Consider the following 24038-nt stretch of genomic DNA (forward strand, 5'->3'; position numbering starts at 1 on the left):
TCGGGCTCCGCGCGGTCAGTCCGTACGGGGCCGTGCGGTCGAGTCGCGCACCATGAGGTCGGCCCGTACGGTCGCCACCCCGCCGGGCGGCGGCCCCTGGCGCCCCAGCGCGAGCTTCCCGGCCCGTGCCCCCGCCTCGTGCAGCGGCAGCCGTACGGTGGTGAGCGCGGGCGCAGCGTCGGCGCTGAAGGGCAGGTCGTCGAAGCCGGCGACCGACACGTCCTCCGGAATCCGCAGCCCCTGGTCGCGCAGGGCCGCGCAGACGCCGAGCGCCACGGTGTCGTTGGCGGCCAGTACCGCCGTCAACCGCGGCTCCCTGCGCAGCAGTTCGAGGGCGCCGTCGTACCCGGACGACCTGTCGTAACCGCCACCGTGCACCGTCAGCGGCTCCGCCTCCCGCACCGGCCCGCCCCGGTGCTCCAGCAGCGCGGAACGGTGCCCCTCCAGGCGGTGCCGTGTCGTGGTGCGCTCGGCGGGGCCCGCTACGTAGCCGATGGCGCGGTGACCGAGCGCGAGCAGATGCTCGGTGAGCCTGCGTGCGCCGCCTCTGTTGTCGAACGCCACGGTCAGTACGGGGAGTTCGCCGTGCCCCTGGGGTCCGCGCTGCCCGGGGAGCGCGGGGCCCAGTGGGGGCCGGCCGCACAGCACGATGCGGGTGCCGCCGGCGGCGAGGCGCTGGAGGCGTGCGGAGAGAGCCGCGCTGTGTTCGGCGTCCTCCACCGCGCCACCGGTGAGCACGATCGCCGCGGCGCGCTGGCGCTGGAGGAGGGTGAGATAGGTCAGCTCCTGCTCGGGAGAGCCGCCCGTGTTGCACACGACGGCGAGCTTGTGGGAACCCTGTGCGCCGTCCGGGCCGTTCAGCTCGCTCTGCACGGCGCCGGCGATGATCCCGAAGAAGGGGTCGGCTATGTCGTTCACCAGGATGCCGACGAGGTCGGAGCTGGCCGCTGCGAGGGAGCTGGCGGGGCCGTTGACGACGTACTCCAGCTCTTCCACCGCGCGCATCACCCGCGTGCGGGTGGCGCCCGCCACGGGGTAGTTGCCGCTCAGGACGCGGGAGACGGTCGCCGCCGAGACCCCCGCGCGTGCGGCCACGTCGGCCAGGGTCACTGCCATCGCTCGGTCCTCCTGGTCGTCTCGGTGTCGGCACGTGGAACAAGGGGTGCCATGGTCTCACTCCACAGGGGGCGCCACATGGCCTACCAAGTCCCTTGTAGAAGTCCGGTATTGGCGGTTAACGTGCCGGAGTAGAAAGCGCTTGCTAAAGGGTGGTCACCGCACCCGGGGGAGCGCCCCGCCGCCCCCAGCTGACCGAACAGGGAGAAGAGCCCACGTGACACGCAGGACAGTGCGGATCGCCATGAACGGCGTGACCGGCCGGATGGGACACAGGCAGCACCTCGTGCGGTCTCTCCTGGCCCTCCGCGAACAGGGCGGACTGGATCTGGGCAACGGGGAGACGCTGTGGCCCGAGCCCGTACTCGTCGGCCGCAGGGAACACGCGCTGACCGCCCTCGCGGAGCGCTACGGGCTCGACCCGCAAGCGGTGTCAACGGATCTGGACGCCGTGCTCGCCGACGACAGCATCGACATCTACTTCGACGCGCAGGTCACCTCGGCGCGCGAAGAGGCGCTCAAGAAGGCCGTCGCGGCAGGCAAGCACCTCTACGCGGAGAAGCCGACGGCGACCTCACTGGACGGTGCGCTGGAGCTGGCCAGGGCGGCGGCGCTCGCCGGCGTCAAGCACGGGGTGGTGCAGGACAAGCTGTTCCTGCCGGGCCTGCGCAAGCTCAAGCGGCTCGTCGACAGCGGCTTCTTCGGCCGGGTCCTGTCCGTGCGCGGCGAGTTCGGCTACTGGGTCTTCGAGGGCGACGGGCAGCCGGCGCAGCGCCCCTCCTGGAACTACCGCGCGGAGGACGGCGGGGGCATCGTCAGCGACATGTTCCCGCACTGGGAGTACGTACTGCACGGGCTGTTCGGCCGGGTCACGTCCGTACAGGCGCAGACGGCGACGCACATTCCCCGCCGCTGGGACGAGAACGGCGAGCCCTATGAGGCCACGGCCGACGACTCCGCCTACGGCATCTTCACCCTGGAGGGCGGGGCCGTCGCACAGATCAACTCCTCCTGGGCGGTGCGCGTGCACCGCGACGAACTGGTCGAGTTCCAGGTGGACGGCACCGAGGGCTCGGCCGTCGCCGGGCTGCGCGGCTGCCGCTACCAGCACCGCGTCGGCACCCCCAGGCCGGTATGGAACCCGGACCTGCCCGCGACCGAGCCGTTCAGGGACCAGTGGCAGGAGGTACCTGACAACGACGGGGACGAGGGCATCAACGGCTTCAAGGCCCAGTGGGAGCTTTTCCTGCGGCACGTCGCGCTGGACGAGCCGTACACCTGGGACCTGCTGGCGGGAGCGCGCGGCGTGCAGCTCGCCGAACTGGGCCTGCGCTCCTCCGCCGAAGGCCGCCGCTACGACGTACCGGAGCTGTCCCTGTGATCCGGCTGCCCGACTCCTCGGGGCGGCTGCGCGCCTACACGCCTGTGGGGAAGGGCGGTCACGGTGCCGGGGCCCAGGGGCCGGCGCCGCGCTCCCGTACGGTCTTCGCCGCAGCGCACGTCGTGGCCGATCCGCTCGCCGACACCACGCCGGAAGGGCCCGCCGCCGTCGACTGGGACGCCACCCTCGCCTTCCGCCGCCATCTGTGGGCGCACGGCCTGGGCGTGGCCGAGGCCATGGACACGGCGCAGCGCGGCATGGGCCTGGACTGGGAGGGCGCCGCTGAGCTGATCCGGCGCTCGGCAGCCGAGGCACGCGCCGTGGGCGGCAGGATCGCCTGCGGCGCGGGAACAGACCACCTGCCCGCCACCGGACAGCCGGCCGCCGGGCACACGCTCGCCGCGATCACCGCCGCCTACGGGGAGCAGCTGCACACCGTGGAGGAGACGGGCGCGCAGGCCATCCTCATGGCCTCCCGCGCCCTGGCCGCCACCGCACGCGGCCCCGAGGACTACGAGCAGGTCTACGGTGCCCTGCTCGCGCAGGCTGAGCGCCCCGTCATCCTGCACTGGCTCGGCCCGATGTTCGACCCGGCGCTGGCGGGCTACTGGGGCAGCCAGGACCTGGACACCGCGACCGACACCTTCCTGCGCGTCGTCGCCGCGCACCCCGGCAGGGTGGACGGTGTGAAGGTCTCCCTGCTCGACGCGGGGCGCGAAGTGGCCCTGCGGCGGCGGCTGCCCGAGGGAGTGCGCTGCTACACGGGGGACGACTTCCACTACCCGGAGCTGATCGAGGGCGACGCACAGGGGCACAGCGACGCACTACTGGGAGTCTTCGACCCGCTGGCGCCGCTCGCGGCGCAGGCCGTCAGGCAGCTCGACGCGGGCGGGGCGGGCGGCTTCCGTGCCACCCTCGACCCGACCGTTCCCCTCGCGCGCCACCTCTTCCAGGAGCCGACGCGCTACTACAAGACAGGTGTCGTCCTGCTCGCCTGGCTGGCGGGCCACCAGGAGCACTTCACCATGGTCGGCGGTCTCCAGTCGGCACGCTCCCTGCCCCACCTGGCACGCGCCTACGAACTCGCCGACGGAATCGGCCTGTTCCCCGACCCCGAGCTGGCCCAGGCCCGTATGAAGCAGCTGCTCGCCGTCCATGGAGTGCACTGATGAACAGCGCAGACCTCGCCCGCCTGTCCGTCAACCAGGAGACGGTCCGCCAGCTCTCGCTGCCCGAACTCGCCCGGGAGGCGGCCCTGCTGGGCGTCGGCGGCGTCGGGCTGTGGCGCGACCCGGTGCGCGCGTACGGACCGGCGAAGGCGGCCGGGCTGATGCGCGACCACGGGCTGACTGTCACGTCCCTGTGCAGGGGCGGTTTCTTCACAGCGAAGGACCGGGCAGCGCGCACCCGCGCCCTGGACGACAACCGCGCGGCACTCGACGAGGCGGCTGCGCTCGGCACCGGCACCCTGGTGCTGGTCTCCGGTGGACTGGCGGACGGCGAACGGGACTTGGCGGCTGCACGCGAGCGCGTGGCCGAGGCGCTCGCCGAGCTGGCCCCCTACGCGCACGAGCGGGGCGTACGGCTCGCCCTGGAGCCGCTGCATCCCATGTACGCGTCCGACCGCTGTGTGGTCTCCACGCTGGGGCAGGCACTCGACCTGGCCGAGCGCTTCCCCGCCGAGCGGGTCGGCGTCGTCGTGGACACGTACCACCTGTGGTGGGACGAACGGGTTCCCGAGCAGATCGCGCGCGCGGGCGCGGGGGACCGTATCGCCGCCTTCCAGCTCGCCGACTGGATCACACCGCTGCCCGAGGGCGTGCTGCTCGGCCGGGGCCAGCTCGGCGACGGCTCCGTCGATCTACGGGGCTTCAGGGAGCGGGTGGAAGCGGCCGGGTACCGGGGCGCGGTGGAGGTGGAGATCTTCAGCCCCGCGCTGTGGGCGAGGGACGGCGCCGAGGTGCTCAGGGAGACGGCTGAACGCTATGTGCGCCATGTGCTGTGAAGGACGTTGAACGCTACGGGTGCGACGTTCCGTGAGAGCTGAAGAGCCACCCCACCCACGGTGCGGCGGAAAAAATAACGCAGCGCCGTGCAACCCTTCCGGAGAGTCGCGGGTCAAACCTGTATCGGCGCTCCTTGGGGGGATACATGGGGAGAGCCTTAGGGGGAGAATACGAAGGGCCCGGTCTCAGGACCGGGCCCTTCGAGTAGGTGGCCCGGTGCCTGCGGCCACGGTTCCCTCCTGGTCAGAAGGGCACTCCACAGCGCAGTAGTACGTTCGCGTACGGTCTGCACTCGCCCGTACGCACCACGAGTCTCGCCTGCCTTGTCATGGCCTTCAGCTCCTCGTGCGGGACCAGTTGGAGCCCTGTGGTCCCCGAGCCGGGGAAGAGACGGTCCAGTAGCGTGCTCGCTTCGGTGTTGGTCTCGCGCACCTCGCTCGCCGCCACGGCACCCTCCACCTCCAACTCGTCGAGCAAACCCTCCAGCACCTCGGCGAAGGAGGGTGTCCCCGCCCGGAACGCGAGGTCGACGACCGCGGGTCCTTCGGGGATGGGGAGCCCGGCATCGCACACCATGACGAGATCGGTGTGTCCCAACCGGGCGATCTCGCCGGAGAGATGACGGTTGAGTATCCCGGCCTTCTTCATCGTGCCGTCGCCTCCGCCGTCACGGCCTTCTCCAGTTCGGCGGCGCTGGGGTAGGACTCCTGCGCTCCGGCCCGGGTGACCGTGTAGGACCCGACACGTACGGCGTACCGCACGGCCTGCTCCAGCGTGTCACCGCGGCCCAGCCGCATGGCCAGCGCGCCGGTGAAGGCGTCACCGGCGCCCGTGGTGTCCACGGCCTCGACGCGCGGGCTGGGAACCCTGGTCATGCCGTCGGGGCCTGCCACGAGGGCGCCTTCGGCACCCAGGGTCACGACCACGCTGCGCGGGCCGATACCGAGGAGGGCGGTCGCCCACTCCTCGGGCTCCTGGGGCTCTGCGGACGCGGCACCGTCCTGTGCGCCGCCAGGCGTGTGCCGGCCGGGGTCGTGCGCGTGCTGGTCGAGCATGCGCCGTGCCTCGTGCTCGTTGACCACCAGTGGGTCGCAGAGCGCCAGTACGTCCTCGGGCAGCGGTGCGGGAGGTGAGGGGTTGAGTACGACCCTGGCCGATGTCTCCGCCGCTGTGCGGGCTGCGGCGGCGACGGTCTCCAGCGGGATCTCCAGTTGAAGGGAGACCACGGCGGCGGCCTCGAACAGTGGTCGTGCTCCGGCGACGTCGTCCGGTGTGAGCCGGGCGTTGGCGCCCTGTGCGACGACGATGCTGTTGTCACCGGCCGAGTCGACCGTGATGAGGGCGACGCCGGTGGGTGCGTCCTTGCCCTCCAGAAGCCCTGCGGTCTCGGCACCCGCGGTGCGCTGAGCCTGAGCGAGCAGCCGTCCGTACGCGTCGTCCCCGACGCGGGCGAGCAGTGTCGTACGGGCGCCGAGCCGGGCAGCCGCCGCTGCCTGGTTGGCTCCCTTGCCGCCCGGGTGGATGGCCAGATCCGACCCGAGTACCGTCTCGCCCGCCGCCGGCCTGCGGTCGACTCCGACGACCAGGTCGGCGTTGGCGGACCCTACGACCAACAGGTCGTATCCGTGCATCCGGTGCTCCCTCTCGGCCCCTGCGGGCCTCGGGCCCCCGTGGGGGCCGTTCTCAGCTGCTCAGCGTTCTGTCGGTGCCGCTGTTCCGGTCAGGAGAACCGGTCGGCGTTCTTCTTGGTCACGACCTTCACCGGGACCTTGATCTGCGGGTCCACGGGGTTGCCCTCGACAACGCGCATGGCGTTGCGGACGGCCATCTTGCCCAGCTCAGCGGGCTGTTGGGCCACGGTCGAGCTGATGGAGCCCTTCTTGACCGCCTTGATGGCCTCGGGGGTGCCGTCGAAGCCGACGAGCTTGATGTCGCCGCCTGCCTTGGCACCGAGGGCCTTGGCCGCACCGAGCGCCATCTCGTCGTTCTCCGCGAAGATGCCGTCCAGGTCCGGGTGGGACTGGAGGACGTTGGTGGTCACGTCCAGGCCCTTGGCACGCTGGAAGTCGGCAGGCTGCTTGGAGACGACCTTGATGTCCGGGTAGTTCTTGAGGCCCTCGGTGAATCCCTTGGCACGCTCGCGGGACGAGGACGTGCCGACCTGCCCGCGCAGGTGGAGGATCTCGCCCTTGCCGCCGAGCTGTTCGGCCAGGCTCTTGGCGGCCATCTTGCCGCCCTCGACGTTGTCGGAGGCGACGGTGGCCTCGACCTTGGCCTTGTTGACACCGCGGTCGGCGGCGATGACCGGAATCTTCGCGTTGCCGGCGGCCTTGACGGAGGGGCCCGCCGCGTCGGAGTCAACGGGGTTGATGATGATCGACTTCACGTTCTGCGAGGTGAAGTTCTGTACCTGGTTGGCCTGCTGTGAAGCGTCTTCCTGCGCGTCCTGAACGCTGAGGCTGGCGCCCTGGGCCTTCGCCTCTGCTTCGGCACCCTTTTTCATCTGAACCATGAAGGGCTGGTTCAGCGCGGATATCGCGAAGCCGAGCTTGACGTCGTCTTTTCCGCCCGAGGAGTTGGAACCCGAACCACAGGCGGACGCGGTGAGGGCGACCGTCGTGGCCAGAATGACCGCGGACGTGCTCTTTCTCTTGCTCATTGCTGCATTCCTTGCAGTCGGCAGATGAATGAACTACGCGTGCTCCCCCGTCGCACAAAGATCATGCGCGGCGACGCAGTGTATCGAGAAGCACGGCAAGCGCAATCACCGCCCCGATGACCACCTGCTGCCAGAAAGCGGACACGTCAAGGAGGTTGAGTCCGTTGCGCAGAACAGCGAGGATGAGTGCGCCGATCAGCGTTCCGGAAGCCTTGCCGACCCCACCGGCGAGGCTCGCGCCACCGATCACCACGGCGGCGATGGCGTCGAGTTCGTAACCGGTGGCCGCCTGCGGCTGCGCCGAGGCGAGCCGGGTGGCGAGCACGATTCCGGCGACGGCGGCGAAGGTGCCGACCAGCGCGTAGATGACGAGCTTCTGGCGCGGCACGCGAATGCCGGACAGGTGCGCGGCCTCCTCGTTCCCGCCGATCGCGTACATCGAACGGCCGCTGTAGGTGCGCTGCAGGACGACCGCGGTGATCAGGCCCATCCCGATCATGACCAGGACCGGGACCGGAAGCCACTCGCCGAGCGTCTGGCCGACCCACGACATGGACTCGGGCAGGGTGATCGGGGTGCCGTCGGAGACGACGAGACCGAGGCCGCGCGCTGCGGAGAGCATCGCCAACGTCGCGATGAACGGCGGGAGTTTGCCGTAGGAGATCAGCAGGCCGTTGACCAGACCGCAGGCGGTGCCGGTCAGGATGGCGAGCAGGACGCCCAGGAAGACGGGCATGCCCTCGGTGGTGGTGAACCACCCCAGCATCACGGCGGAGAAGGCGGCGACCGAGCCCACGGAGAGGTCGATACCGCCGGAGACGATGGCGAAGGTGACGCCGAAGGCGAGGATCGCGGTCACGGCCGCCTGGACGCCGACGTTCAGCAGGTTCTGCGTGCTGAGGAAGTCGCCTGACATGAACGTCATCGCCACGACCATGACGACGAGCGCGCTCAGCGCCCCGTTGTCCAGCAGGATCCGGCGTACGACGGGCGGCGTCCCGTTGCCGCCCGGGCGCTTGTCCAGGCGATGACCCGGCTGCGTATCAATGGCCACGGGGAGAGTCCTCCATCTCGGTTGTTCCAGGTGTGGCGCTACCGACAGCCAGTGCCATGACGGCGTCCTGGCTGGCTTCCTGCGCGGTCAGTTCGCCCGCGATCCGGCCCTGGGACATCACCAGGATCCGGTCGCTCATGCCCAGGACCTCGGGGAGGTCACTGGAGATCATCAGTACCGCGTGGCCCGAGGCCGTCAGCTCGTTGATGAGCTGGTAGATCTCGACCTTGGCTCCCACGTCGACACCGCGGGTGGGTTCGTCGAGGATCAGCACACGGCTGTTCGCGAGCAGCCACTTGCCGATCACGACCTTCTGCTGGTTGCCGCCCGAGAGCGTGCGTACGTGCTGGTCGATCCCTGCCATCCGGACGCCGAGCCGCTCGGCGATGCGCGTGGCCTCCTTGCGCTGGCCGCCCCGGTCGACGAAGCCGCCCTTGCTCGTCTCGCGCAGGGTGACCAGGCCGAGGTTGTCGGAGACCGAGGCGTCGGGCAGCAGACCCTGGCCCTTCCTGTCCTCCGGTACCAGGCCGAGCCCCGCTGCGTGCGCGGCCCATACGTCGCCGCCCGGCAGCTTCTTGCCGCCGACCTCGACGCGTCCCGCGTCGTAGTGGTCGGCGCCGAAGACCGCGCGGACGACCTCGGTGCGGCCGGCGCCGACGAGCCCGGCGACGCCGACGACCTCACCGGCGCGTACCTCGAAGCCGATGTCGTGGAAGACACCCGACTTGCGCAGCCCTGTGACGCGCAGCAGCGGCTGCCGGCCCTTGACGGCCGCGCTCGCCTTGCCGGTGTCGCGGGGGTACTGCTGCTCGATGCTGCGGCCCACCATCAGCTTGACCATCTCGTCCTGCGGCGTCGTTGCCGGGACCTGGCCCACGCTGCGGCCGTCGCGCAGAACGGTGACGCGGTCACCGATGGCGGGGATCTCTTCGAGGTGGTGCGTGATCAGGACGATCCCGACGCCCTCGGAACGCAGTTTGCGCACGATGGCGAAGAGCCGGTTGACCTCCTCGGAGGTGAGCACGGCGGTCGGCTCGTCCATGATCAGCACACGGGTCTTGAGGCTGAGCGCCTTGGCGATCTCCACCATCTGCCGCCCGGCGATGCCGAGTTGCGAGACCGGGGTGCGCGGGGGAGCGGAGATGCCGACCCTGCCGAGCAGTACGGCGGCGTCGTCCTCCATCTTCTTGCGGTCCACGAGACCGAGGCGGCGCGGCTGGCGGCCCAGGAAGATGTTCTCCGCGATGGACAGCTGCGGTACGAGGTTGAACTCCTGGTGGATGGTGGCGATGCCGTGCTTCTCTGCGTCCTCGGCACCGGAGATACGTACCGGCCGGCCCCCGCGCAGTACCCGCCCGGCGTCCGCGCGGTAGGTACCGGAGAGCACCTTGATCAGGGTGCTCTTACCGGCTCCGTTCTCGCCCAGCAGCACATGTACTTCGCCCTCGCGCAGGTCGAAGTCGACGCCGTCGAGGGCGACCACGCCGGGGAACGTCTTGCGTATGCCCTCCGTTCGCAGCAACTCCCGTGCCGGGGGCGGGTCTGGGGTGGTCAACGGCGGATCCTTTCGTCTTCGCCGCAGGAGCGGCGCGCTATGAGGTGAGCGGAGAGCGTGACGGAGCCGGCGCTCCATCCCCCGGAGTCCGTCGGGAGGGGCGTTCCCCCGGACGGACTCCGGGGGTGCCCCCACTCCATGAGGTCGGTCAGTGCCGCGACGGCCCGGTGGCCCAGCTCCTGGGTCGGCTGGGCGATCGCGGTGATCGGGGGGTCGGTGTGCAGGAACCACGGGATGTCGTCGAAGGCCGCCAGCGCCACGTCGCCCGGCACCCGCAGACCCATCACGCGCAGCTGCTCCATCACGCCGAGCGCCATCAGGTTGTCGGTGGCGAAGACCGCCTCCGGCGGCTCGGGGAGGGAGAAGAAGTCGCTGGCGGCCCTGCGCCCGCTCGCCGTCTGGAAGTCGCCCTGACCGATGTACGCCTCGGGCAGCGGCAGCCCGTACTCGCGCAGCGCCGAACGGAACGCGTGCACGCGCTCGTTGCTCGTGGTGCTGGCGACGGGTCCGGTGATGATGGCGAGCCTGCGCAGTCCCAGCCGGTACAGATGGGCGACCAGCTCGCGCACGGCGGCCCGGCCGTCGGCCCGTACGACGGGAACGCCCTGGCGGACGAGCCCGTCGACCCAGCGGTCGACGAAGACCATCGGGATGCCGGAGGCCGCCGCCTCGCGCAGCGCCAGCGAGTCGCCGTCGGCGGGGGAGACCAGCAGCCCGTCGATACGGCGGTCGAGCAGCGTGCGCACGTGGTGGTCCTGGAGCGTGAGCTGCTCGTCCGCGTTGCCGATGATGACGCTGTATCCCCTGCTGCGTGCCGCGTCCTCGACCGCGCGTGCCAGCTCGGTGAAGAACGGGTTCAGCACATCGCTGATCACGAGCCCGAGCGTGCGCGTCTGGTCCGTACGCAGCGAACGGGCAAGGGTGTTGGGGCGGTAGCGCAGCTCGTCGACGGCCGACAGGACACGGGTCCTGGTGTCGGCGCGTACGCCGCTGTGTCCGTTGAGGACGCGCGAGACCGTGGCCACGGAGACGCCGGCGTGTGCCGCGACGTCTTTGATGCCTGCCATTGCTGAGCCGGGTCCCCGATGGTGGAAGTGCTTGCGCGCACACGGTCGTCGACGGTCTGCCGTGGTCGCATGGAAACGATTACATCGACATGGAACGGGATGCACGCCGAGTGGCACAAGGGGCTGATGCGAGATCGTGATGATGTTCCGGGATTCAACTCGGGACACGTCGTCGGGAGTTATCCACAGGGCTGCCGCGATGTCGGTGTGCGGGGCTACCGTCTGTGACATGACGTTCCAGCCGGCTGTGCTCGAAGGGGTCCTAGAGCGCATCACCTACTCCAATGAGGACAATGGGTACACCGTTGCCCGGGTCGACACCGGGCGCGGTGCCGAACTGCTCACCGTCGTGGGCGCGTTGCTCGGCGCCCAGGCCGGCGAGTCCCTGCGGATGGAGGGCCGCTGGGGCTCGCACCCGCAGTACGGACGCCAGTTCCATGTGGACAACTACCAAACGGTGCTGCCCGCCACCATCCAGGGAATCCGCCGCTATCTCGGCTCCGGGCTCGTCAAGGGGATCGGCCCGCGCATCGCCGACCGCATCGTCACCCACTTCGGCACCGAAACGCTGGACATCATCGAGGCGGCCCCTGCCCGACTCGCCGAGGTCCCCGGCCTCGGGCCCAAGCGCACCCGGCTGATCGCCGCCGCCTGGGAGGAGCAGAAGGCCATCAAGGAGGTCATGATCTTCCTCCAGGGCCTCGGCGTCACCACGTCCATCGCCGTGCGGATCTACAAGAAGTACGGCGACGAGTCCCTCTCCGTCGTCAGGGACCACCCCTACCGGCTCGCAGCCGACGTATGGGGCATCGGCTTTCTGACCGCCGACCGCATCGCCCAGGCCGTCGGCATCCCGCACGACAGCCCGGAGCGGGTCAAGTCCGGCCTCCAGCACACCCTTTCGCAATCCGCCGACCAGGGGCACTGCTACGTCCCCGAGGAGCGGCTCATCTCCGAGGCCGTCAAGCTCCTCGCGGTGGACACCGGCCTCGTCATCGACTGCCTGGCCGAGCTGACGGCCGAGGAGGAGGGCGTCGTCAGCGAGACCGTTCCCGACCCCGAGGACCCGGCAGGCACCCATACGGCGGTCTATCTGGTGCCCTTCCACCGCGCGGAGATCTCCCTGTCGGCGCAGCTCCTGCGCCTGCTGCGCACCCCGGACGACCGGCTGCCCTCCTTCCAGGAGACCGACTGGGAGCGGGCCTTCACCTGGCTGGCCGCGCGAACGGGCGCCGAGCTGGCCCCCGAGCAGCGCGAGGCCGTGCGGCTCGCGCTCACCCGCAAGGTCGCGGTGCTGACCGGAGGGCCCGGCTGCGGCAAGTCCTTCACCGTGCGCTCCGTCGTCGAGATGGCACGCGCGAAACGGGCGCGCGTGCTGCTGGCGGCGCCGACGGGCCGCGCTGCCAAGCGGCTGGCCGAGCTGACGGGCGCGGAGGCGTCCACGGTGCACAGGCTGCTCGAACTGAAGCCGGGCGGGGAGGCGGCGTACGACAGGGAACGGCCCCTGGAGGCCGACCTCGTGGTGGTGGACGAGGCGTCCATGCTCGATCTGCTGCTCGCCAACAAGCTGGTCAAGGCCGTCCCGCCGGGCGCCCATCTGCTGCTGGTCGGCGATGTGGACCAGCTCCCCTCGGTGGGCGCCGGCGAGGTGCTGCGCGATCTGCTGGCCGAGGACGGGCCCGTGCCCGCCGTGCGGCTGCGCCACATCTTCCGGCAGGCGCAGCAGTCGGGTGTGGTGACCAACGCACACCGGATCAACTCCGGTACGCAGCCGGTCACTCAGGGGCTGAGCGACTTCTTCCTCTTCGTCGAGGACGACACGGAGGAGGCGGGCAGACTCACCGTCGACGTGGCGGCACGCCGCGTCCCGGCGAAGTTCGGGCTCGACCCCCGGCGCGACGTACAGGTCCTCGCTCCCATGCACCGCGGCCCCGCCGGCGCGGGGACGCTCAACGGCCTGCTCCAGCAGGCCATCACGCCCGCGCGCCCCGACCTCCCGGAGAAGCGCTTCGGAGGCCGCGTCTTCCGGGTCGGCGACAAGGTCACGCAGGTGCGGAACAACTACGACAAGGGTGCCAACGGCGTCTTCAACGGCACGGTCGGCATCGTCACCTCCGTGCTCCCCGACGACCAGCGGCTGACCGTGCTGACGGAGGAGGACGAGGAGGTCGGATACGACTTCGACGAGCTGGACGAACTGGCACACGCGTATGCCGTCACCATCCACCGCTCCCAGGGCAGCGAGTATCCGGCGGTCGTGATTCCCGTCACCACGGGGGCCTGGATGATGCTCCAGCGCAATCTGCTCTACACCGCGGTGACCCGGGCGAAGCGACTGGTGGTGCTGGTGGGGTCGCGCAGAGCACTCGGTCAGGCGGTCCGCACGGTCTCGGCGGGCCGCCGCCGCACGGCGCTGGATCACCGGCTGCGCGGGGTACTCGTCCCCTCGACGGGCGCCAACCGCCCCGGGGGGTGACCATGACGGCCTGGAGGGTGCAGGATATTCAAAAGAGGCGGCACTCCGTGCCACCATGGAGCCTTCTGGCTGACCCCGAGTGCACCGCACTGCGCTCAGTGGGGGAAAGTGGAGAGAGTCAGGGCACCTCGAAGAAGAGGCACTACGTCGGTGAGGGATGACGTGAGCGAACACCGCGACAGCGATAACTCCGTAGTACTGCGGTACGGGGACGGCGAGTACAGCTACCCGGTCGTCGACAGCACGGTGGGCGACCGTGGGTTCGACATCGGCAAGCTGCGAGCCGAGACCGGTCTGGTGACCCTGGACTCTGGATACGGCAACACCGCCGCGTACAAGTCCGCCATCACCTACCTCGACGGTGAGCAGGGCATCCTGCGTTACCGCGGCTATCCGATCGAGCAGCTCGCCGAGCGGGGTTCCTTCCTGGAGACCGGCTACCTGCTGATCAACGGCGAGCTGCCGACCGTCGACCAGCTGGCCTCGTTCAAGAACGAGATCACCCAGCACACACTGCTGCACGAGGACGTCAAGCGGTTCTACGACGGCTTCCCCCGTGACGCGCACCCGATGGCGATGCTGTCGTCGGTGGTCAGCGCGCTGTCCACGTTCTACCAGGACAGCCACAACCCCTTCGACGAGGAGCAGCGGCACCTCTCGACCATAAGGCTGCTGGCCAAGCTGCCGACCATCGCCGCCTACGCCTACAAGAAGGCCATCGGCCACCCGGTCGTCTACCCCAGCAACGACCTGGGGTACGTCGAGAACTTCCTGCGGATGACGTTCTCGGTCCCGGCCGCCGAGTACGACCTGGACCCGGTCGTCGTCAACGCCCTCGACAAGCTGCTGATCCTGCACGCGGACCACGAGCAGAACTGCTCGACGTCCACGGTGCGCCTCGTCGGCTCCTCGCAGGCGAACATGTTCGCCTCGATCTCCGCGGGCATCAACGCGCTGTGGGGCCCCCTGCACGGCGGCGCCAACCAGAGCGTGCTGGAGATGCTGGAGAGCATCCAGGCCAGCGGTGGCGACGTCGACACCTTCATCCGCAAGGTGAAGAACAAGGAAGACGGCGTGAAGCTGATGGGCTTCGGGCACCGCGTCTACAAGAACTTCGACCCCCGGGCGAAGATCATCAAGGCGGCGGCGCACGATGTGCTCTCGGCCCTCGGCAAGAGCGACGAGCTTCTCGACATCGCGCTCCGCCTGGAAGAGCACGCGCTGTCCGACGACTACTTCGTCGAGCGCAAGCTGTACCCGAACGTGGACTTCTACACCGGTCTGATCTACCGCGCGATGGGCTTCCCGACCAGCATGTTCACGGTGCTGTTCGCGCTCGGCCGGCTGCCCGGCTGGATCGCCCAGTGGCACGAGATGATCAAGGAGCCGAACTCCCGCATCGGCCGTCCCCGGCAGATCTACACCGGCATCGTCGAGCGGGACTACGTCCCCGTCGAGGCCCGCTGAAGACGGTTGAGCCTCCGCGCGTTCCACGCGCACAGAGCTGACGGAAGACCCCGGTCCGATTGGACCGGGGTCTTCCGTTTGTGTGGCTCTGTGGAGAGACGTAGATCACAGTTTTTGGGGGGTAACCATTTGCGGGGGTCGTGTGTCTAACCGGGTGGCGTCTGCCTCCCGGCGGAGGCGCCGCCGTGCTCCGGACACGTCTTGGGGGACGTATCCGGTGTGAAGAGAGGGTGAACGTGCCCGGGGAGCTTTGAGCGGCCCTCCCGCCCGTACGTGCAGCCAGCAAGCGCCCGGCCAGGATCCCGTGGGGGGAATCCATGACCGGGAAACGGAAGCGCCCCGTTGACGGGCCCGTGGGGGGACCTTGTCGACGGGGCGCTTTTCGCTGGGCCGGTCCGCCTCCCCGTGCGTGAAGCCCCGAACTGCGGTATGGGACATCCGGGGGGATACTGGACGTGGATGAGGAGTGGACGGGGCGCCGTTACGCCCGGCCCACCAACTCGTACCCCGCCTCGTCGACGGCGTCGCGCACAGCGGCATCGTCCAGCTCGACGGAGGAGGTGACGATGACCTCGCCGGAGGAGGCGGCGGCCTGGACGCCGGAGACTCCCTCGATCCTCGACAGCTCTTCGGAGACCGCGCCCTCACAGTGGCCGCAGCTCATTCCGGAAACCTTGTAGGTGGTCGTGACGGTGCTCATGGCCTGTCCTCGCTCTCGGTTCGTGCCCTGGTGTGGCAGTGCGTGTCCGCTGGGACCTGAATGCGAAGCGGGCAGCGTGTGCCGACGGCAAGGATATACCCCCCCTAGGTATTAAGTCACCCACCCCCCAGCCCTCTGGCTTCCCCTGGGTCACCCGCCGCCGGTCCCCCTTAGGGGGTGGCTCGACCTTCCCCTGAGTTCCCCCGGGGATGGTCGTGCGGCCGTTGTGCCCCGACTTCTCCCCTGTCAGCTTTGGCTTACAGGCGGGTGGGTGCCCGGCATACCGGGCGGGGTGGAAGGCAGGTGGTCCGGATGGACGGCGCTCTGTGGGCGTATGCGCTGCTCGCGCTCACGACCCTGCCACCCCTGGTACCCAACTCCGCGCTCATCGCCGCCGCCGGAGTGCTCGCCGCCTCCGGCAGGCTCTCGCTCCCGCTGGTCCTGCTGACGGTCGCCGGCAGCGCGCTGGTGGGGGACGCCGCCGTGCACTGGCTGGGGTGCCGCGCCGGCGGAAGGGTACGCGCCTGGCTCTCCGCGAGTCCCCGCCGCAAGGCCGCGCTGGACTGGACGGCCGCACGGGTGTGGCGCCACGGGGTGCCCTTCGTCTTCGTCGTCCGCTTCCTGCCCAGTGGCAGGCTCGCCGGAGGGCTGGCCGCCGGAACCGTCGGCTATCCGCTGCGCCGCTTCCTGGTGGGCGCCGGCCTCGCCGAGCTGTTCTGGGCCGCGTACTCCGTCGGCGTCGGCTACTGGGGAGGGCATGTGCTCGCCGGCACCCTGACCGGCACGCTCGTGGGCGTCGGCGCCTCCGCCGTTCTCGCGGGCAGCGCCTCGGCCGTGCACTGGGGGATGCGCAGGGGTGCGAGGGCCGCGGTCGTCGTTCCGCGCCAGGGCGGCACGGGGCCCCGGCTGCCGCACGGGGAGGAGAGGGGCGGCCGGGGCCCGGTGATCGGGGACGGAAGGGGGGTCTCCGGTGTGGAGGTCTCAGCGGCCTCCCCGGTGCCCGGGCCTGCGGGTGACCCAGTCGCGGATGGTGTCGGCGAACCAGTAGGGCTTGCCCGCCTCCACTAGATCGGGCGACGGCAGGAGGCCGTGCTTCCTGTAGGAGCGCACCGTGTCCGGCTGGACGCTGATGTGCGCGGCGATTTCCTTGTACGACCAGAGCCTTCGGTCGGCCATTTCTCGCACCTCCCTGGGGGGTGGCTGTTGATCGTCAGCCAGTGCCAGGTGAACGAGACCGCGCGGCCGTACGGGAGCGGCTGTGCGCGGACTGTGACGCCCGGCCGGTCCGATGGTGACGACGGTGACGCTTCGGGAACACGGGCTTCCGGAGACGTCAGTATGTAAGGACAAACTATTGACAGTGGTCTCCGGCAGGACTGACGATGAGCTGTGGACCGCGGACCGCGGACCGCACGCCGGGAACCGGACGACCTGAGGAGAGGTACCGCCCGTGATCGAGTCGAACGAGCCGGCCGAGCCGCACGACGTGGTGACCATGGGCCGTATCGGCGTGGACATCTACCCGTTGCAGACGGGGGTCCCGCTGCCCGAGGTGGAGACCTTCGGGAAGTTCCTCGGTGGCTCGGCGACCAATGTCGCGGTCGCCGCCTCGCGGCTCGGCCGCTCCAGCGCGGTCATCAGCCGTACGGGCGCCGACCCGTTCGGCACGTACTGCCACCAGGCGCTGCGCGAATTCGGCGTGGACGACCGCTGGGTGACACCCGTCGCCGCCTACCCGACGCCCGTGACCTTCTGTGAGATCTTCCCGCCCGACGACTTCCCGCTGTACTTCTACCGGCGGCCCAAGGCGCCGGATCTGGAGATCCACGCGGAAGAGCTGGACCTCGCGGCGCTCACCGCGGCGCGGATCTTCTGGATGACCGGCACAGGACTGTCGGAGGAGCCCAGCAGAGGCGCCACGCTCACCGCGCTCGCGGCACGCGAGGCGGTACGCGGCTCTGCCGTCGCCACCGTCTTCGACCTCGACTGGCGCCCCATGTTCTGGGGCGCAGGCGCGGGCGGCCCTCTCGCGGGGGCCACCGAGGAGGAGGTCAAGGAGGCGGCGCGGCCCGCCTACCGCGAGGCCCTCGCGCACGCCACCGTCGCCGTCGGCAACCTCGACGAGTGCGAGGTCGCCACCGGCACCCGCGAGCCCCGGGCCTGCGCCGAGGAGCTGCTCGCCTTCGGCGCCGAACTCGCCGTCGTCAAGCAGGGGCCCAAGGGCGTACTCGCCGTCCACCGCGACGGCACCGTGGCCGAGGTGCCCCCGCACCCGGTCGAGGTCGTCAACGGCCTCGGTGCGGGTGACGCGTTCGGCGGATCGCTGTGCCACGGGCTGCTCGCGGGCTGGGACCTGGAGTACGTGATGCGGTACGCCAACGCGGCGGGAGCGCTGGTGGCCTCGCGGCTCGCCTGCTCCTCCGCGATGCCGGCCCCGCGGGAGGTCGAGGATCTCCTCGGCGGATGAGTCCGGGCGCCGCGTCCGGGCGCCCGGCCCCTGGGGCCACGCGCCCGGGTGTCCCGCCCCGGGGTGCGGCACCCGCTCGTGAGCCCGTACCCGCCTCCTCGACCCCACGTCCTCGCCCCCACCAGCGCCCTGTGGTCCGTGACTTCGCCGGACCCTCCGTGCCGGCCCCGCCTCGCGGCGGGAGCGCCGGCCGACCCGAAAGAGAGCCCTCCTTGACCAGCGTCACCCTCTCCCAGCTCACCACCGTGCGGGCCCGGCATCCCGAGGCCGTCGCCGAGGCCGCGGCCAGGCGCGCGCGGCGTCCGCTCGTCGGCGACAGCGGGCGGTTGATGATCGTCGCGGCCGACCATCCGGCACGCGGCGCACTGGGTGTCGGCGACGACAAGCTCGCCATGGCCAACCGCGTCGGACTGCTGGAGCGCCTGACGCTCGCGCTCTCCCGGCCCGGCGTCGACGGCGTGCTCGCCACCGCCGACATCCTGGAGGACCTGCTGCTGCTCGGCGCCCTGGAGAACAAGGTCGTGCTCGGCTCCATGAACAGGGGCGGGCTCGCAGGCGCCTCCTTCGAGCTGGACGACCGCTTCACGGGGCACCGCGCCGAGGACCTGGAACGGCTCCGTTTCGACGCGGGCAAGCTGCTGCTGCGGATCGACTACGACGATCCAGGTTCGCTCAGCACGATGCACGCCTCGGCGCGTGCCGTCGACGCCATGGCGGAACGGCGACTTCCGGTCTTTGTCGAGCCGTTCCTCTCGCGCAGGGTGGAGGGACGGGTGAAGAACGACCTGAGCGGACCCGCCGTCGCGCGCTCCGTCGCCATCGCCTCGGGCCTCGGCGGCACCTCCGCGTACACGTGGCTCAAGCTGCCTGTCACCGAGGAGCCCGACGACATGGCATGGGTGTGCGAGACCTCCACCCTCCCCGTCGTGCTGCTCGGCGGCGAGGTGAACGGGGACCAGGAGGGTGCCTACGAGAAGTGGCGCAAGGCGCTCAGCCTGCCGACCGTGCGCGGTCTGGTCGTGGGACGTTCGCTGCTCTACCCCGCCGACGGCGATGTGGGCGCGGCCGTCGACACCGCCGTCGGACTGCTCTGACACCTCTGACACCCCGGGAGAGAGAGCTGATATGGCAGACCTCGCAGACAACGCTGATATGGCAGACCACGCAGACAACAAGGACACCGGCTTCCACCTGCCCTCGGGCAGCGCGGCCTCGGGCCCGTACGCCCTGGACATCGACCCAGCCCTGGCCGGCTGGGGCTACTCCTCGCTGCGGGTCCTGGAACTGGAGCCGGGCGGTACACATGAGTTCGCGACCGGCGAGAGCGAATGGATCGTGCTCCCGCTCGGTGGCGGCTGCACGGTGTCCGTCGTACCCGACGTACCCGACGTATCCGTCGAGTCCCAGGACGCGCGGGGAGAGGGTGGCGAGGTGGCCTTCGAACTGCGGGGCAGGGAGAGCGTGTTCGCCGGGGTCACCGACTTCGCGTACGCGCCGCGTGAGGCGCGGGTGCGGATCGGCAGCCGCGAAGGCGGCAGGTTCGCGCTCACCGGAGCCCGCTGCACGCGGCGCCTGCCCGCGCGTTACGGTCCGGCCGGTGACGTACCGGTCGAGCTGCGGGGGAGCGGGCAGTGCTCGCGGCAGGTCAACAACTTCGCCGCCGCAGGGCAGTTCGAGGCCGACAGGCTCATCGCCGTCGAGGTGCTGACCCCGGGCGGCAACTGGTCCTCCTACCCGCCGCACAAGCACGACGAGTGCAGGGAGGGCGAGGAGAGCGAGCTGGAGGAGATCTACTACTTCGAGATCGCCCCGCACGGCCCGACCGAGGGCCTCGGCTACCAGCGGGTGAGCCCGAGCGGCCGGGGGAGGGGAACGGACGTGCTGGCGGAGGTGCGTTCCGGCGATGCCGTGCTGATCCCCGACGGCTGGCACGGGCCCTCCATCGCGGCGCCCGGGCACCACATGTACTACCTCAACGTGATGGCCGGTCCGGGGGTGGATCGGGAGTGGCTCATCTGCGACCATCCTGATCACGCGTGGATCCGTGGCACATGGGCGGATACACCGGTGGATCCAAGGTTGCCTTTGTACAAGGCAAGGGATTCCGCAGATTCCGGCGAAGGAAAGGGCGTGTCGTGACCGCTTCGAACACCACCGTCCGGCTCACCGTCGCCCAGGCGCTCATCCGCTTCCTCGCCGCGCAGCACTCCGAACGCGACGGCGTACGGCACCGGTTGATCGACGGATGCTGGGGCATCTTCGGCCACGGCAACGTCGCCGGTATCGGTCAGGCGCTCGTCGAGAGCGGCCAGGGCCCCGGCGCGCCCCTCCCCTTCCACCAGGGCCGCAACGAACAGGCCATGGTGCACGCGGCCGTCGGCTTCGCGCGCCAGAACAACCGCCTCTCTGCGCAGGCCGTCACCACCTCCATCGGCCCGGGTGCCACCAACCTCGTCACCGGGGCCGCGCTCGCGACGGTCAACAGGCTGCCCGTACTGCTGCTGCCCGGCGACACGTTCGCAGGTCGTACGGCCGACCCCGTGCTCCAGCAGCTCGAAGTCCCGTACGCGGGCGATGTCTCCGTCAACGACTGCCTGCGCCCTGTGTCCCGCTACTTCGACCGCGTCACGCGGCCCGAGGCGCTGATCCCGGCCGCGCTCCAGGCGATGCGCGTACTGGCCGACCCGGCGGAGACCGGCGCCGTCACCCTCGCGCTGCCGCAGGACGTGCAGGCCGAGGCGTACGACTGGCCCGAGGAGTTCTTCGCGGAACGCGTGTGGCGGGTGGCGCGTCCGGTGCCGGAGCCCGGGGTGCTGGCCGAGGTGGCCGAGGCGCTGCGCGGTGCGCGGCGCCCGCTGCTCGTCGCCGGCGGCGGCGTCCACCACAGCGAGGCCGAGGACGCGCTGTGCGCCTTCGCCGACGCGACCGGCGTCCCCGTCGCCTCCACCCAGGCGGGCAAGGGCTCGCTCCGCCACGATCACCCCTGCGACGTGGGCGGCATCGGCCACACCGGTACGGCCGTCGCCGACGAACTCGCCCGCGCGGCCGACCTCGTGATCGGCGTCGGCACCCGCTGGACCGACTTCACCACCGCATCCGGCACCCTCTTCGAGGCGCCCGCCGTGCGCTTCGTCAACCTCAACCTCACCTCCTACGACGGCCACAAGCTCGGCGCCCTGGCGGCGATGGCCGATGCCAGGGAGGCGCTGACGGCGCTGACCGGCGCGCTGCGCGGCTACCGGGTCTCACCCGACTACGAGGCCGAGTACGGGCGCGGGAAGGAGAGTTGGGAGCGCGTGGTCGCCGAGGCGCTCGCCGCGCACCCGCTCGACGAGAAGGCCAGGCCCTCGCAGACGCAGGTGCTCGGCGCGCTGGACTCCGTCGTCGACGAGACGGACATCGTCATCAACGCTGCCGGGTCGCTCCCCGGCGACCTGCACAAACTGTGGCGTGCCCGCTCGCCCCGGCAGTACCACCTCGAATACGGCTACTCCTGCATGGGCTACGAGATCCCGGCCGCCATCGGCGTTCGGATGGCGGCCCCTGACCGGCCGGTCTGGGCGCTCGTCGGTGACGGCACGTATCTGATGCTGCCCACCGAGCTGGTCACGGCCGTCCAGGAGGGCATCAACATCAACGTCGTGCTCGTCCAGAACCACGGTTACGCGTCCATCGGCGGGCTGTCCGAACAGACCGGCGCCGAACGCTTCGGCACCGACTACCGGTTCAGGGCACCGGACGGCACCTACACCGGCGACCCGCTGCCCGTCGACCTCGCGGCGAACGCCGCCTCGCTCGGCATGGAGGTACTGCGCGCCGCCACCTACGGCGAACTGCGCACCGCACTGGCAGCCGCGCGCGCCTCCGACCGGCCCACATGCGTGTACGTCGAGACCGACACCGACCCCGACGTGCCGGCCCCCGGCGCCGAGGCGTGGTGGGACGTGGTCGTCGCGGAAACCTCCCGACGCGGTGCGGCGCAACGGGCCCGCGAGGAATACGACCGCCGCCGCGCCGACCAGCGCCGCCACCTGTGAGCGGCAGCCCGGCCGCGAGCGGCGCCGCTGCGGTGTGCGGCACCTCTGCGGTGTGCGCCGCCGCCTTCGCTGTGAGCGGCACTTCTGCGGTGACCGTCGCCGCCTCTGCCGTGAGCGGCTGCTCCGCTGTCAACCCCGCCCCGGTTCTCCCGGCCCAGAGGAACCACCGACTCCACAGGACCCATCAACTCCACAGGGCCCACCACCTCCATGAGCCCCATCGGAGCCGCCGACCCCGCTGAAGCCGCGTGTTCCACGGCTCCGAAGGAGCCGCCCGCTCCACCGCTACGTCCCAAGAAAGGTCGCGCATCCATGAAGACCCTCGGCCACTGGATCGGCGGCAAGTCCGCCGAGTCCGTCTCCGGCTCCTTCGGGCCCGTCTACAACCCGGCGACCGGCGCCCAGCCCACGCGGGTCTCCCTCGCCTCCGTCGAGGAGGTGGACGCCGCTGTTGCCGCGGCCAAGGAGGCGTACCCGGAATGGTCGCGGTCCTCGCTCGCCAGGCGCACCGCGTTCCTGTTCAAGTACCGCGAGCTGCTGGACGCGCGCCGTGACGACGTCGCCGCGCTCATCACCGCCGAGCACGGCAAGGTGCACTCCGACGCGCTCGGCGAGGTCGCGCGCGGCATGGAGATCGTCGAACTCGCCTGCGGCATTCCCGAGAAGCTCAAGGGCGAGCTGTCCACGCAGGTCTCCACCCGCGTCGATGTGTCCTCCATCCGGCAGGCCGTGGGCGTCGTCGCGGGCATCACCCCGTTCAACTTCCCCGCCATGGTGCCGATGTGGATGTTCCCGCTCGCGATCGCCTGCGGCAACACCTTCGTCCTCAAGCCCAGCGAGAAGGACCCGTCGGCCGCCTACCTCCTCGCGGAGATCGCCTCCGAGGCCGGGCTGCCCGACGGCGTCCTCAACGTCGTCAACGGTGACAAGGTGGCCGTCGACCGGCTGCTGACCCACCCGGACGTAGCGGCCGTCTCCTTCGTCGGCTCCACGCCCATCGCGCGGCACATCCAGGCCGAGGCCACCGCCAACGGCAAGCGCGTACAGGCACTCGGCGGTGCCAAGAACCACATGATGGTCCTCCCCGACGCCGACCTCGACCACGCCGCGGACAACGCCATCAACGCCGCCTACGGTTCGGCCGGTGAGCGCTGCATGGCCGTTTCCGTCGTCGTCGCCGTCGGCGACACGGGAGACGCCCTCGTCGGCAAGATCGCCGAACGTGCGGCACGCCTGCGCATCGGCCCCGGCGACGACCCCGCCAGCGAGATGGGCCCGCTCATCACCCGCGAACACCGCGACAAGGTCGCCTCCTACGTCAGCGGCGCCGCGGCCCAGGGCGCCGAGGTCGTCGTGGACGGCACAGGGTTCACGGTGGAGGGTTCCTCCGAGTACAAGGACGGCTTCTTCACCGGGGTCTCGCTCCTCGACAAGGTCGAGCCCGGCATGGACGCGTACGACGACGAGATCTTCGGCCCCGTCCTGTGCGTCGTACGCGCCGAGACGTACGACGAGGCGATCACGCTCATCAACGGCAGCAAGTGGGGCAACGGCGCCGCCGTCTTCACCCGCGACGGCGGCGCGGCCCGCCGCTTCCAGCTGGAGGTCGAGGCCGGCATGGTCGGCGTGAACGTGCCGATCCCCGTCCCCGTCGGCTACCACTCCTTCGGCGGCTGGAAGCAGAGCCTCTTCGGGGACCTGCACATCTACGGCAACGACGGCGTGCAGTTCTACACGCGCGGCAAGGTCATCACCACCCGTTGGCCCGACCCCGCTGACACCGCAGGCATCAACCTCGGCTTCCCCAGCAACAACTGACCCGACGCGGACCGACTCGTTCCGTCCCGGTCCGACCCTTCCGCTCCGGCAAAGAGGAGAGGGCTCCGCCCCAACGGGCAGGGCCCTCTCCTGGCTTGTGCGCGCTGCGGGTGCCCGGAGACCGGACGTGCCTGGCGACCGGACGTGCCTGGCGACCGGACGTGCCTGGCGACCGGACGGGCCTGGCGACCGGCCGTGCCCGGCCGTGCCCGGCTCGGGCGAACCCGGGAACCGA

At 70.6% G+C, this 24038-nt stretch carries 18 protein-coding genes and 1 pseudogene; 11 read left to right on the forward strand and 8 right to left on the reverse strand.

What is annotated here, in order from left to right; genetic code table 11:
* Window positions 1-15: 15 nt before the first annotated feature.
* Window positions 16-1116, reverse strand: coding sequence for a LacI family DNA-binding transcriptional regulator (locus NMN56_RS15550; protein WP_274043844.1), 1101 nt, complete (start codon window positions 1114-1116; stop codon window positions 16-18).
* 217 nt (window positions 1117-1333) lie between these two features.
* Here NMN56_RS15550 and NMN56_RS15555 point away from each other — a divergent pair, with 217 nt between their 5' ends.
* Genes NMN56_RS15555 through NMN56_RS15565 form a run of 3 tightly spaced genes read left to right on the forward strand, consistent with a single transcriptional unit; the run spans window position 1334 to window position 4502 of the window.
* Window positions 1334-2497 carry a Gfo/Idh/MocA family protein gene (locus NMN56_RS15555; RefSeq protein ID WP_274043845.1) on the forward strand — a complete coding sequence of 388 codons (1164 nt, stop codon included), beginning with the start codon at window positions 1334-1336 and terminating at the stop codon, window positions 2495-2497.
* Window positions 2494-3666, forward strand: coding sequence for a dihydrodipicolinate synthase family protein (locus NMN56_RS15560; RefSeq protein ID WP_274043846.1), 1173 nt, complete (start codon window positions 2494-2496; stop codon window positions 3664-3666). Before NMN56_RS15555 ends, NMN56_RS15560 begins: the two co-directional genes overlap by 4 nt.
* Window positions 3666-4502: a sugar phosphate isomerase/epimerase family protein gene (locus tag NMN56_RS15565; protein WP_274043847.1), complete on the forward strand. Its 837-nt coding sequence runs from the start codon at window positions 3666-3668 to the stop codon at window positions 4500-4502. Before NMN56_RS15560 ends, NMN56_RS15565 begins: the two co-directional genes overlap by 1 nt.
* Window positions 4503-4746: 244 nt before the next feature.
* Here NMN56_RS15565 and rbsD read toward each other — a convergent pair whose 3' ends face one another.
* The 5 genes and pseudogenes from rbsD to NMN56_RS15590 form a co-directional block, all read right to left on the reverse strand.
* Window positions 4747-5151 carry a D-ribose pyranase gene (gene rbsD, locus NMN56_RS15570; protein ID WP_274043848.1) on the reverse strand — a complete coding sequence of 135 codons (405 nt, stop codon included), beginning with the start codon at window positions 5149-5151 and terminating at the stop codon, window positions 4747-4749.
* Window positions 5148-6134, reverse strand: a complete 987-nt coding sequence (locus NMN56_RS15575) for a ribokinase (protein WP_274043849.1) — start codon at window positions 6132-6134, stop codon at window positions 5148-5150. The genes rbsD and NMN56_RS15575 overlap by 4 nt, the downstream gene beginning before the upstream one ends.
* Window positions 6135-6223: 89 nt before the next feature.
* A pseudogene (locus tag NMN56_RS15580) lies at window positions 6224-8186 on the reverse strand (ABC transporter permease/substrate-binding protein).
* A 19-nt stretch (window positions 8187-8205) separates the two neighbouring features.
* A complete protein-coding gene (locus NMN56_RS15585) occupies window positions 8206-9771 on the reverse strand; it encodes a sugar ABC transporter ATP-binding protein (RefSeq protein ID WP_274043850.1) in 1566 nt (521 codons plus the stop codon).
* A complete protein-coding gene (locus NMN56_RS15590; RefSeq protein ID WP_274043851.1) occupies window positions 9768-10838 on the reverse strand; it encodes a LacI family DNA-binding transcriptional regulator in 1071 nt (356 codons plus the stop codon). The genes NMN56_RS15585 and NMN56_RS15590 overlap by 4 nt, the downstream gene beginning before the upstream one ends.
* 229 nt (window positions 10839-11067) lie before the next feature.
* Between NMN56_RS15590 and recD2 the strand changes: the two genes are divergently transcribed.
* Complete coding sequence (gene recD2 / locus NMN56_RS15595; RefSeq protein ID WP_274043853.1) at window positions 11068-13314, forward strand: SF1B family DNA helicase RecD2; 2247 nt, start codon at window positions 11068-11070, stop codon at window positions 13312-13314.
* 150 nt (window positions 13315-13464) lie between these two features.
* The gene (locus NMN56_RS15600; protein WP_274043854.1) at window positions 13465-14781 is read left to right on the forward strand and encodes a citrate synthase; all 1317 of its coding nucleotides are present in this window, start codon (window positions 13465-13467) and stop codon (window positions 14779-14781) included.
* Window positions 14782-15262: 481 nt separating this feature from the next.
* Here the strand turns inward: NMN56_RS15600 and NMN56_RS15605 are convergent, their stop codons facing one another.
* Entirely contained in the window at window positions 15263-15481 is a 219-nt protein-coding gene (locus NMN56_RS15605) for a heavy-metal-associated domain-containing protein (protein ID WP_274043855.1), read from the reverse strand.
* Window positions 15482-15793: 312 nt separating this feature from the next.
* Between NMN56_RS15605 and NMN56_RS15610 the strand changes: the two genes are divergently transcribed.
* Window positions 15794-16549, forward strand: coding sequence for a DedA family protein (locus tag NMN56_RS15610; RefSeq protein WP_274043856.1), 756 nt, complete (start codon window positions 15794-15796; stop codon window positions 16547-16549).
* On the opposite strand, the gene NMN56_RS15615 is transcribed toward NMN56_RS15610, so the two are convergent.
* Window positions 16463-16657 carry a helix-turn-helix transcriptional regulator gene (locus NMN56_RS15615; RefSeq protein WP_274043857.1) on the reverse strand — a complete coding sequence of 65 codons (195 nt, stop codon included), beginning with the start codon at window positions 16655-16657 and terminating at the stop codon, window positions 16463-16465. The two genes, NMN56_RS15610 and NMN56_RS15615, sit on opposite strands and share 87 nt — an antisense overlap.
* 274 nt (window positions 16658-16931) lie before the next feature.
* On the opposite strand from NMN56_RS15615, the gene iolC reads away from it, so the two are divergent.
* From iolC to NMN56_RS15640, 5 genes are all read left to right on the forward strand, one after another.
* The gene (gene iolC, locus NMN56_RS15620; RefSeq protein WP_274043858.1) at window positions 16932-17948 is read left to right on the forward strand and encodes a 5-dehydro-2-deoxygluconokinase; all 1017 of its coding nucleotides are present in this window, start codon (window positions 16932-16934) and stop codon (window positions 17946-17948) included.
* A 212-nt stretch (window positions 17949-18160) separates the two neighbouring features.
* Window positions 18161-19042 carry a Cgl0159 family (beta/alpha)8-fold protein gene (locus NMN56_RS15625; RefSeq protein WP_274043859.1) on the forward strand — a complete coding sequence of 294 codons (882 nt, stop codon included), beginning with the start codon at window positions 18161-18163 and terminating at the stop codon, window positions 19040-19042.
* A 58-nt stretch (window positions 19043-19100) separates the two neighbouring features.
* Window positions 19101-20087 (forward strand): 5-deoxy-glucuronate isomerase, encoded by a 987-nt coding sequence (gene iolB, locus NMN56_RS15630; RefSeq protein WP_280842784.1) that lies wholly within the window; start codon window positions 19101-19103, stop codon window positions 20085-20087.
* Window positions 20000-21985 (forward strand): 3D-(3,5/4)-trihydroxycyclohexane-1,2-dione acylhydrolase (decyclizing), encoded by a 1986-nt coding sequence (gene iolD, locus NMN56_RS15635; protein ID WP_430542585.1) that lies wholly within the window; start codon window positions 20000-20002, stop codon window positions 21983-21985. The genes iolB and iolD overlap by 88 nt, the downstream gene beginning before the upstream one ends.
* A gap of 312 nt (window positions 21986-22297) precedes the next feature.
* Complete coding sequence (locus tag NMN56_RS15640) at window positions 22298-23803, forward strand: CoA-acylating methylmalonate-semialdehyde dehydrogenase (protein ID WP_274043862.1); 1506 nt, start codon at window positions 22298-22300, stop codon at window positions 23801-23803.
* Window positions 23804-24038 lie beyond the last annotated feature (235 nt).

The sequence above is a fragment of the Streptomyces iconiensis genome (assembly GCF_028657195.3).
GTDB classification, from domain to species: Bacteria; Actinomycetota; Actinomycetes; order Streptomycetales; family Streptomycetaceae; genus Streptomyces; species Streptomyces iconiensis.

What these genes read in the sequence shown, in the direction of transcription:
- NMN56_RS15575 (WP_274043849.1), bottom strand. Translation starts at nt 6,134, where the DNA reads ATGCACGGATACGACCTGTTGGTCGTAGGGTCCGCCAACGCCGACCTG.
- NMN56_RS15550 (WP_274043844.1), bottom strand. Translation starts at nt 1,116, where the DNA reads ATGGCAGTGACCCTGGCCGACGTGGCCGCACGCGCGGGGGTCTCGGCG.
- NMN56_RS15610 (WP_274043856.1), top strand. Translation starts at nt 15,794, where the DNA reads ATGGACGGCGCTCTGTGGGCGTATGCGCTGCTCGCGCTCACGACCCTG.
- recD2 (WP_274043853.1), top strand. Translation starts at nt 11,068, where the DNA reads ATGACGTTCCAGCCGGCTGTGCTCGAAGGGGTCCTAGAGCGCATCACC.
- iolB (WP_280842784.1), top strand. Translation starts at nt 19,101, where the DNA reads ATGGCAGACCACGCAGACAACAAGGACACCGGCTTCCACCTGCCCTCG.
- NMN56_RS15565 (WP_274043847.1), top strand. Translation starts at nt 3,666, where the DNA reads ATGAACAGCGCAGACCTCGCCCGCCTGTCCGTCAACCAGGAGACGGTC.
- NMN56_RS15640 (WP_274043862.1), top strand. Translation starts at nt 22,298, where the DNA reads ATGAAGACCCTCGGCCACTGGATCGGCGGCAAGTCCGCCGAGTCCGTC.
- NMN56_RS15615 (WP_274043857.1), bottom strand. Translation starts at nt 16,657, where the DNA reads ATGGCCGACCGAAGGCTCTGGTCGTACAAGGAAATCGCCGCGCACATC.
- NMN56_RS15605 (WP_274043855.1), bottom strand. Translation starts at nt 15,481, where the DNA reads ATGAGCACCGTCACGACCACCTACAAGGTTTCCGGAATGAGCTGCGGC.
- iolD (WP_430542585.1), top strand. Translation starts at nt 20,000, where the DNA reads ATGGGCGGATACACCGGTGGATCCAAGGTTGCCTTTGTACAAGGCAAG.
- NMN56_RS15590 (WP_274043851.1), bottom strand. Translation starts at nt 10,838, where the DNA reads ATGGCAGGCATCAAAGACGTCGCGGCACACGCCGGCGTCTCCGTGGCC.
- rbsD (WP_274043848.1), bottom strand. Translation starts at nt 5,151, where the DNA reads ATGAAGAAGGCCGGGATACTCAACCGTCATCTCTCCGGCGAGATCGCC.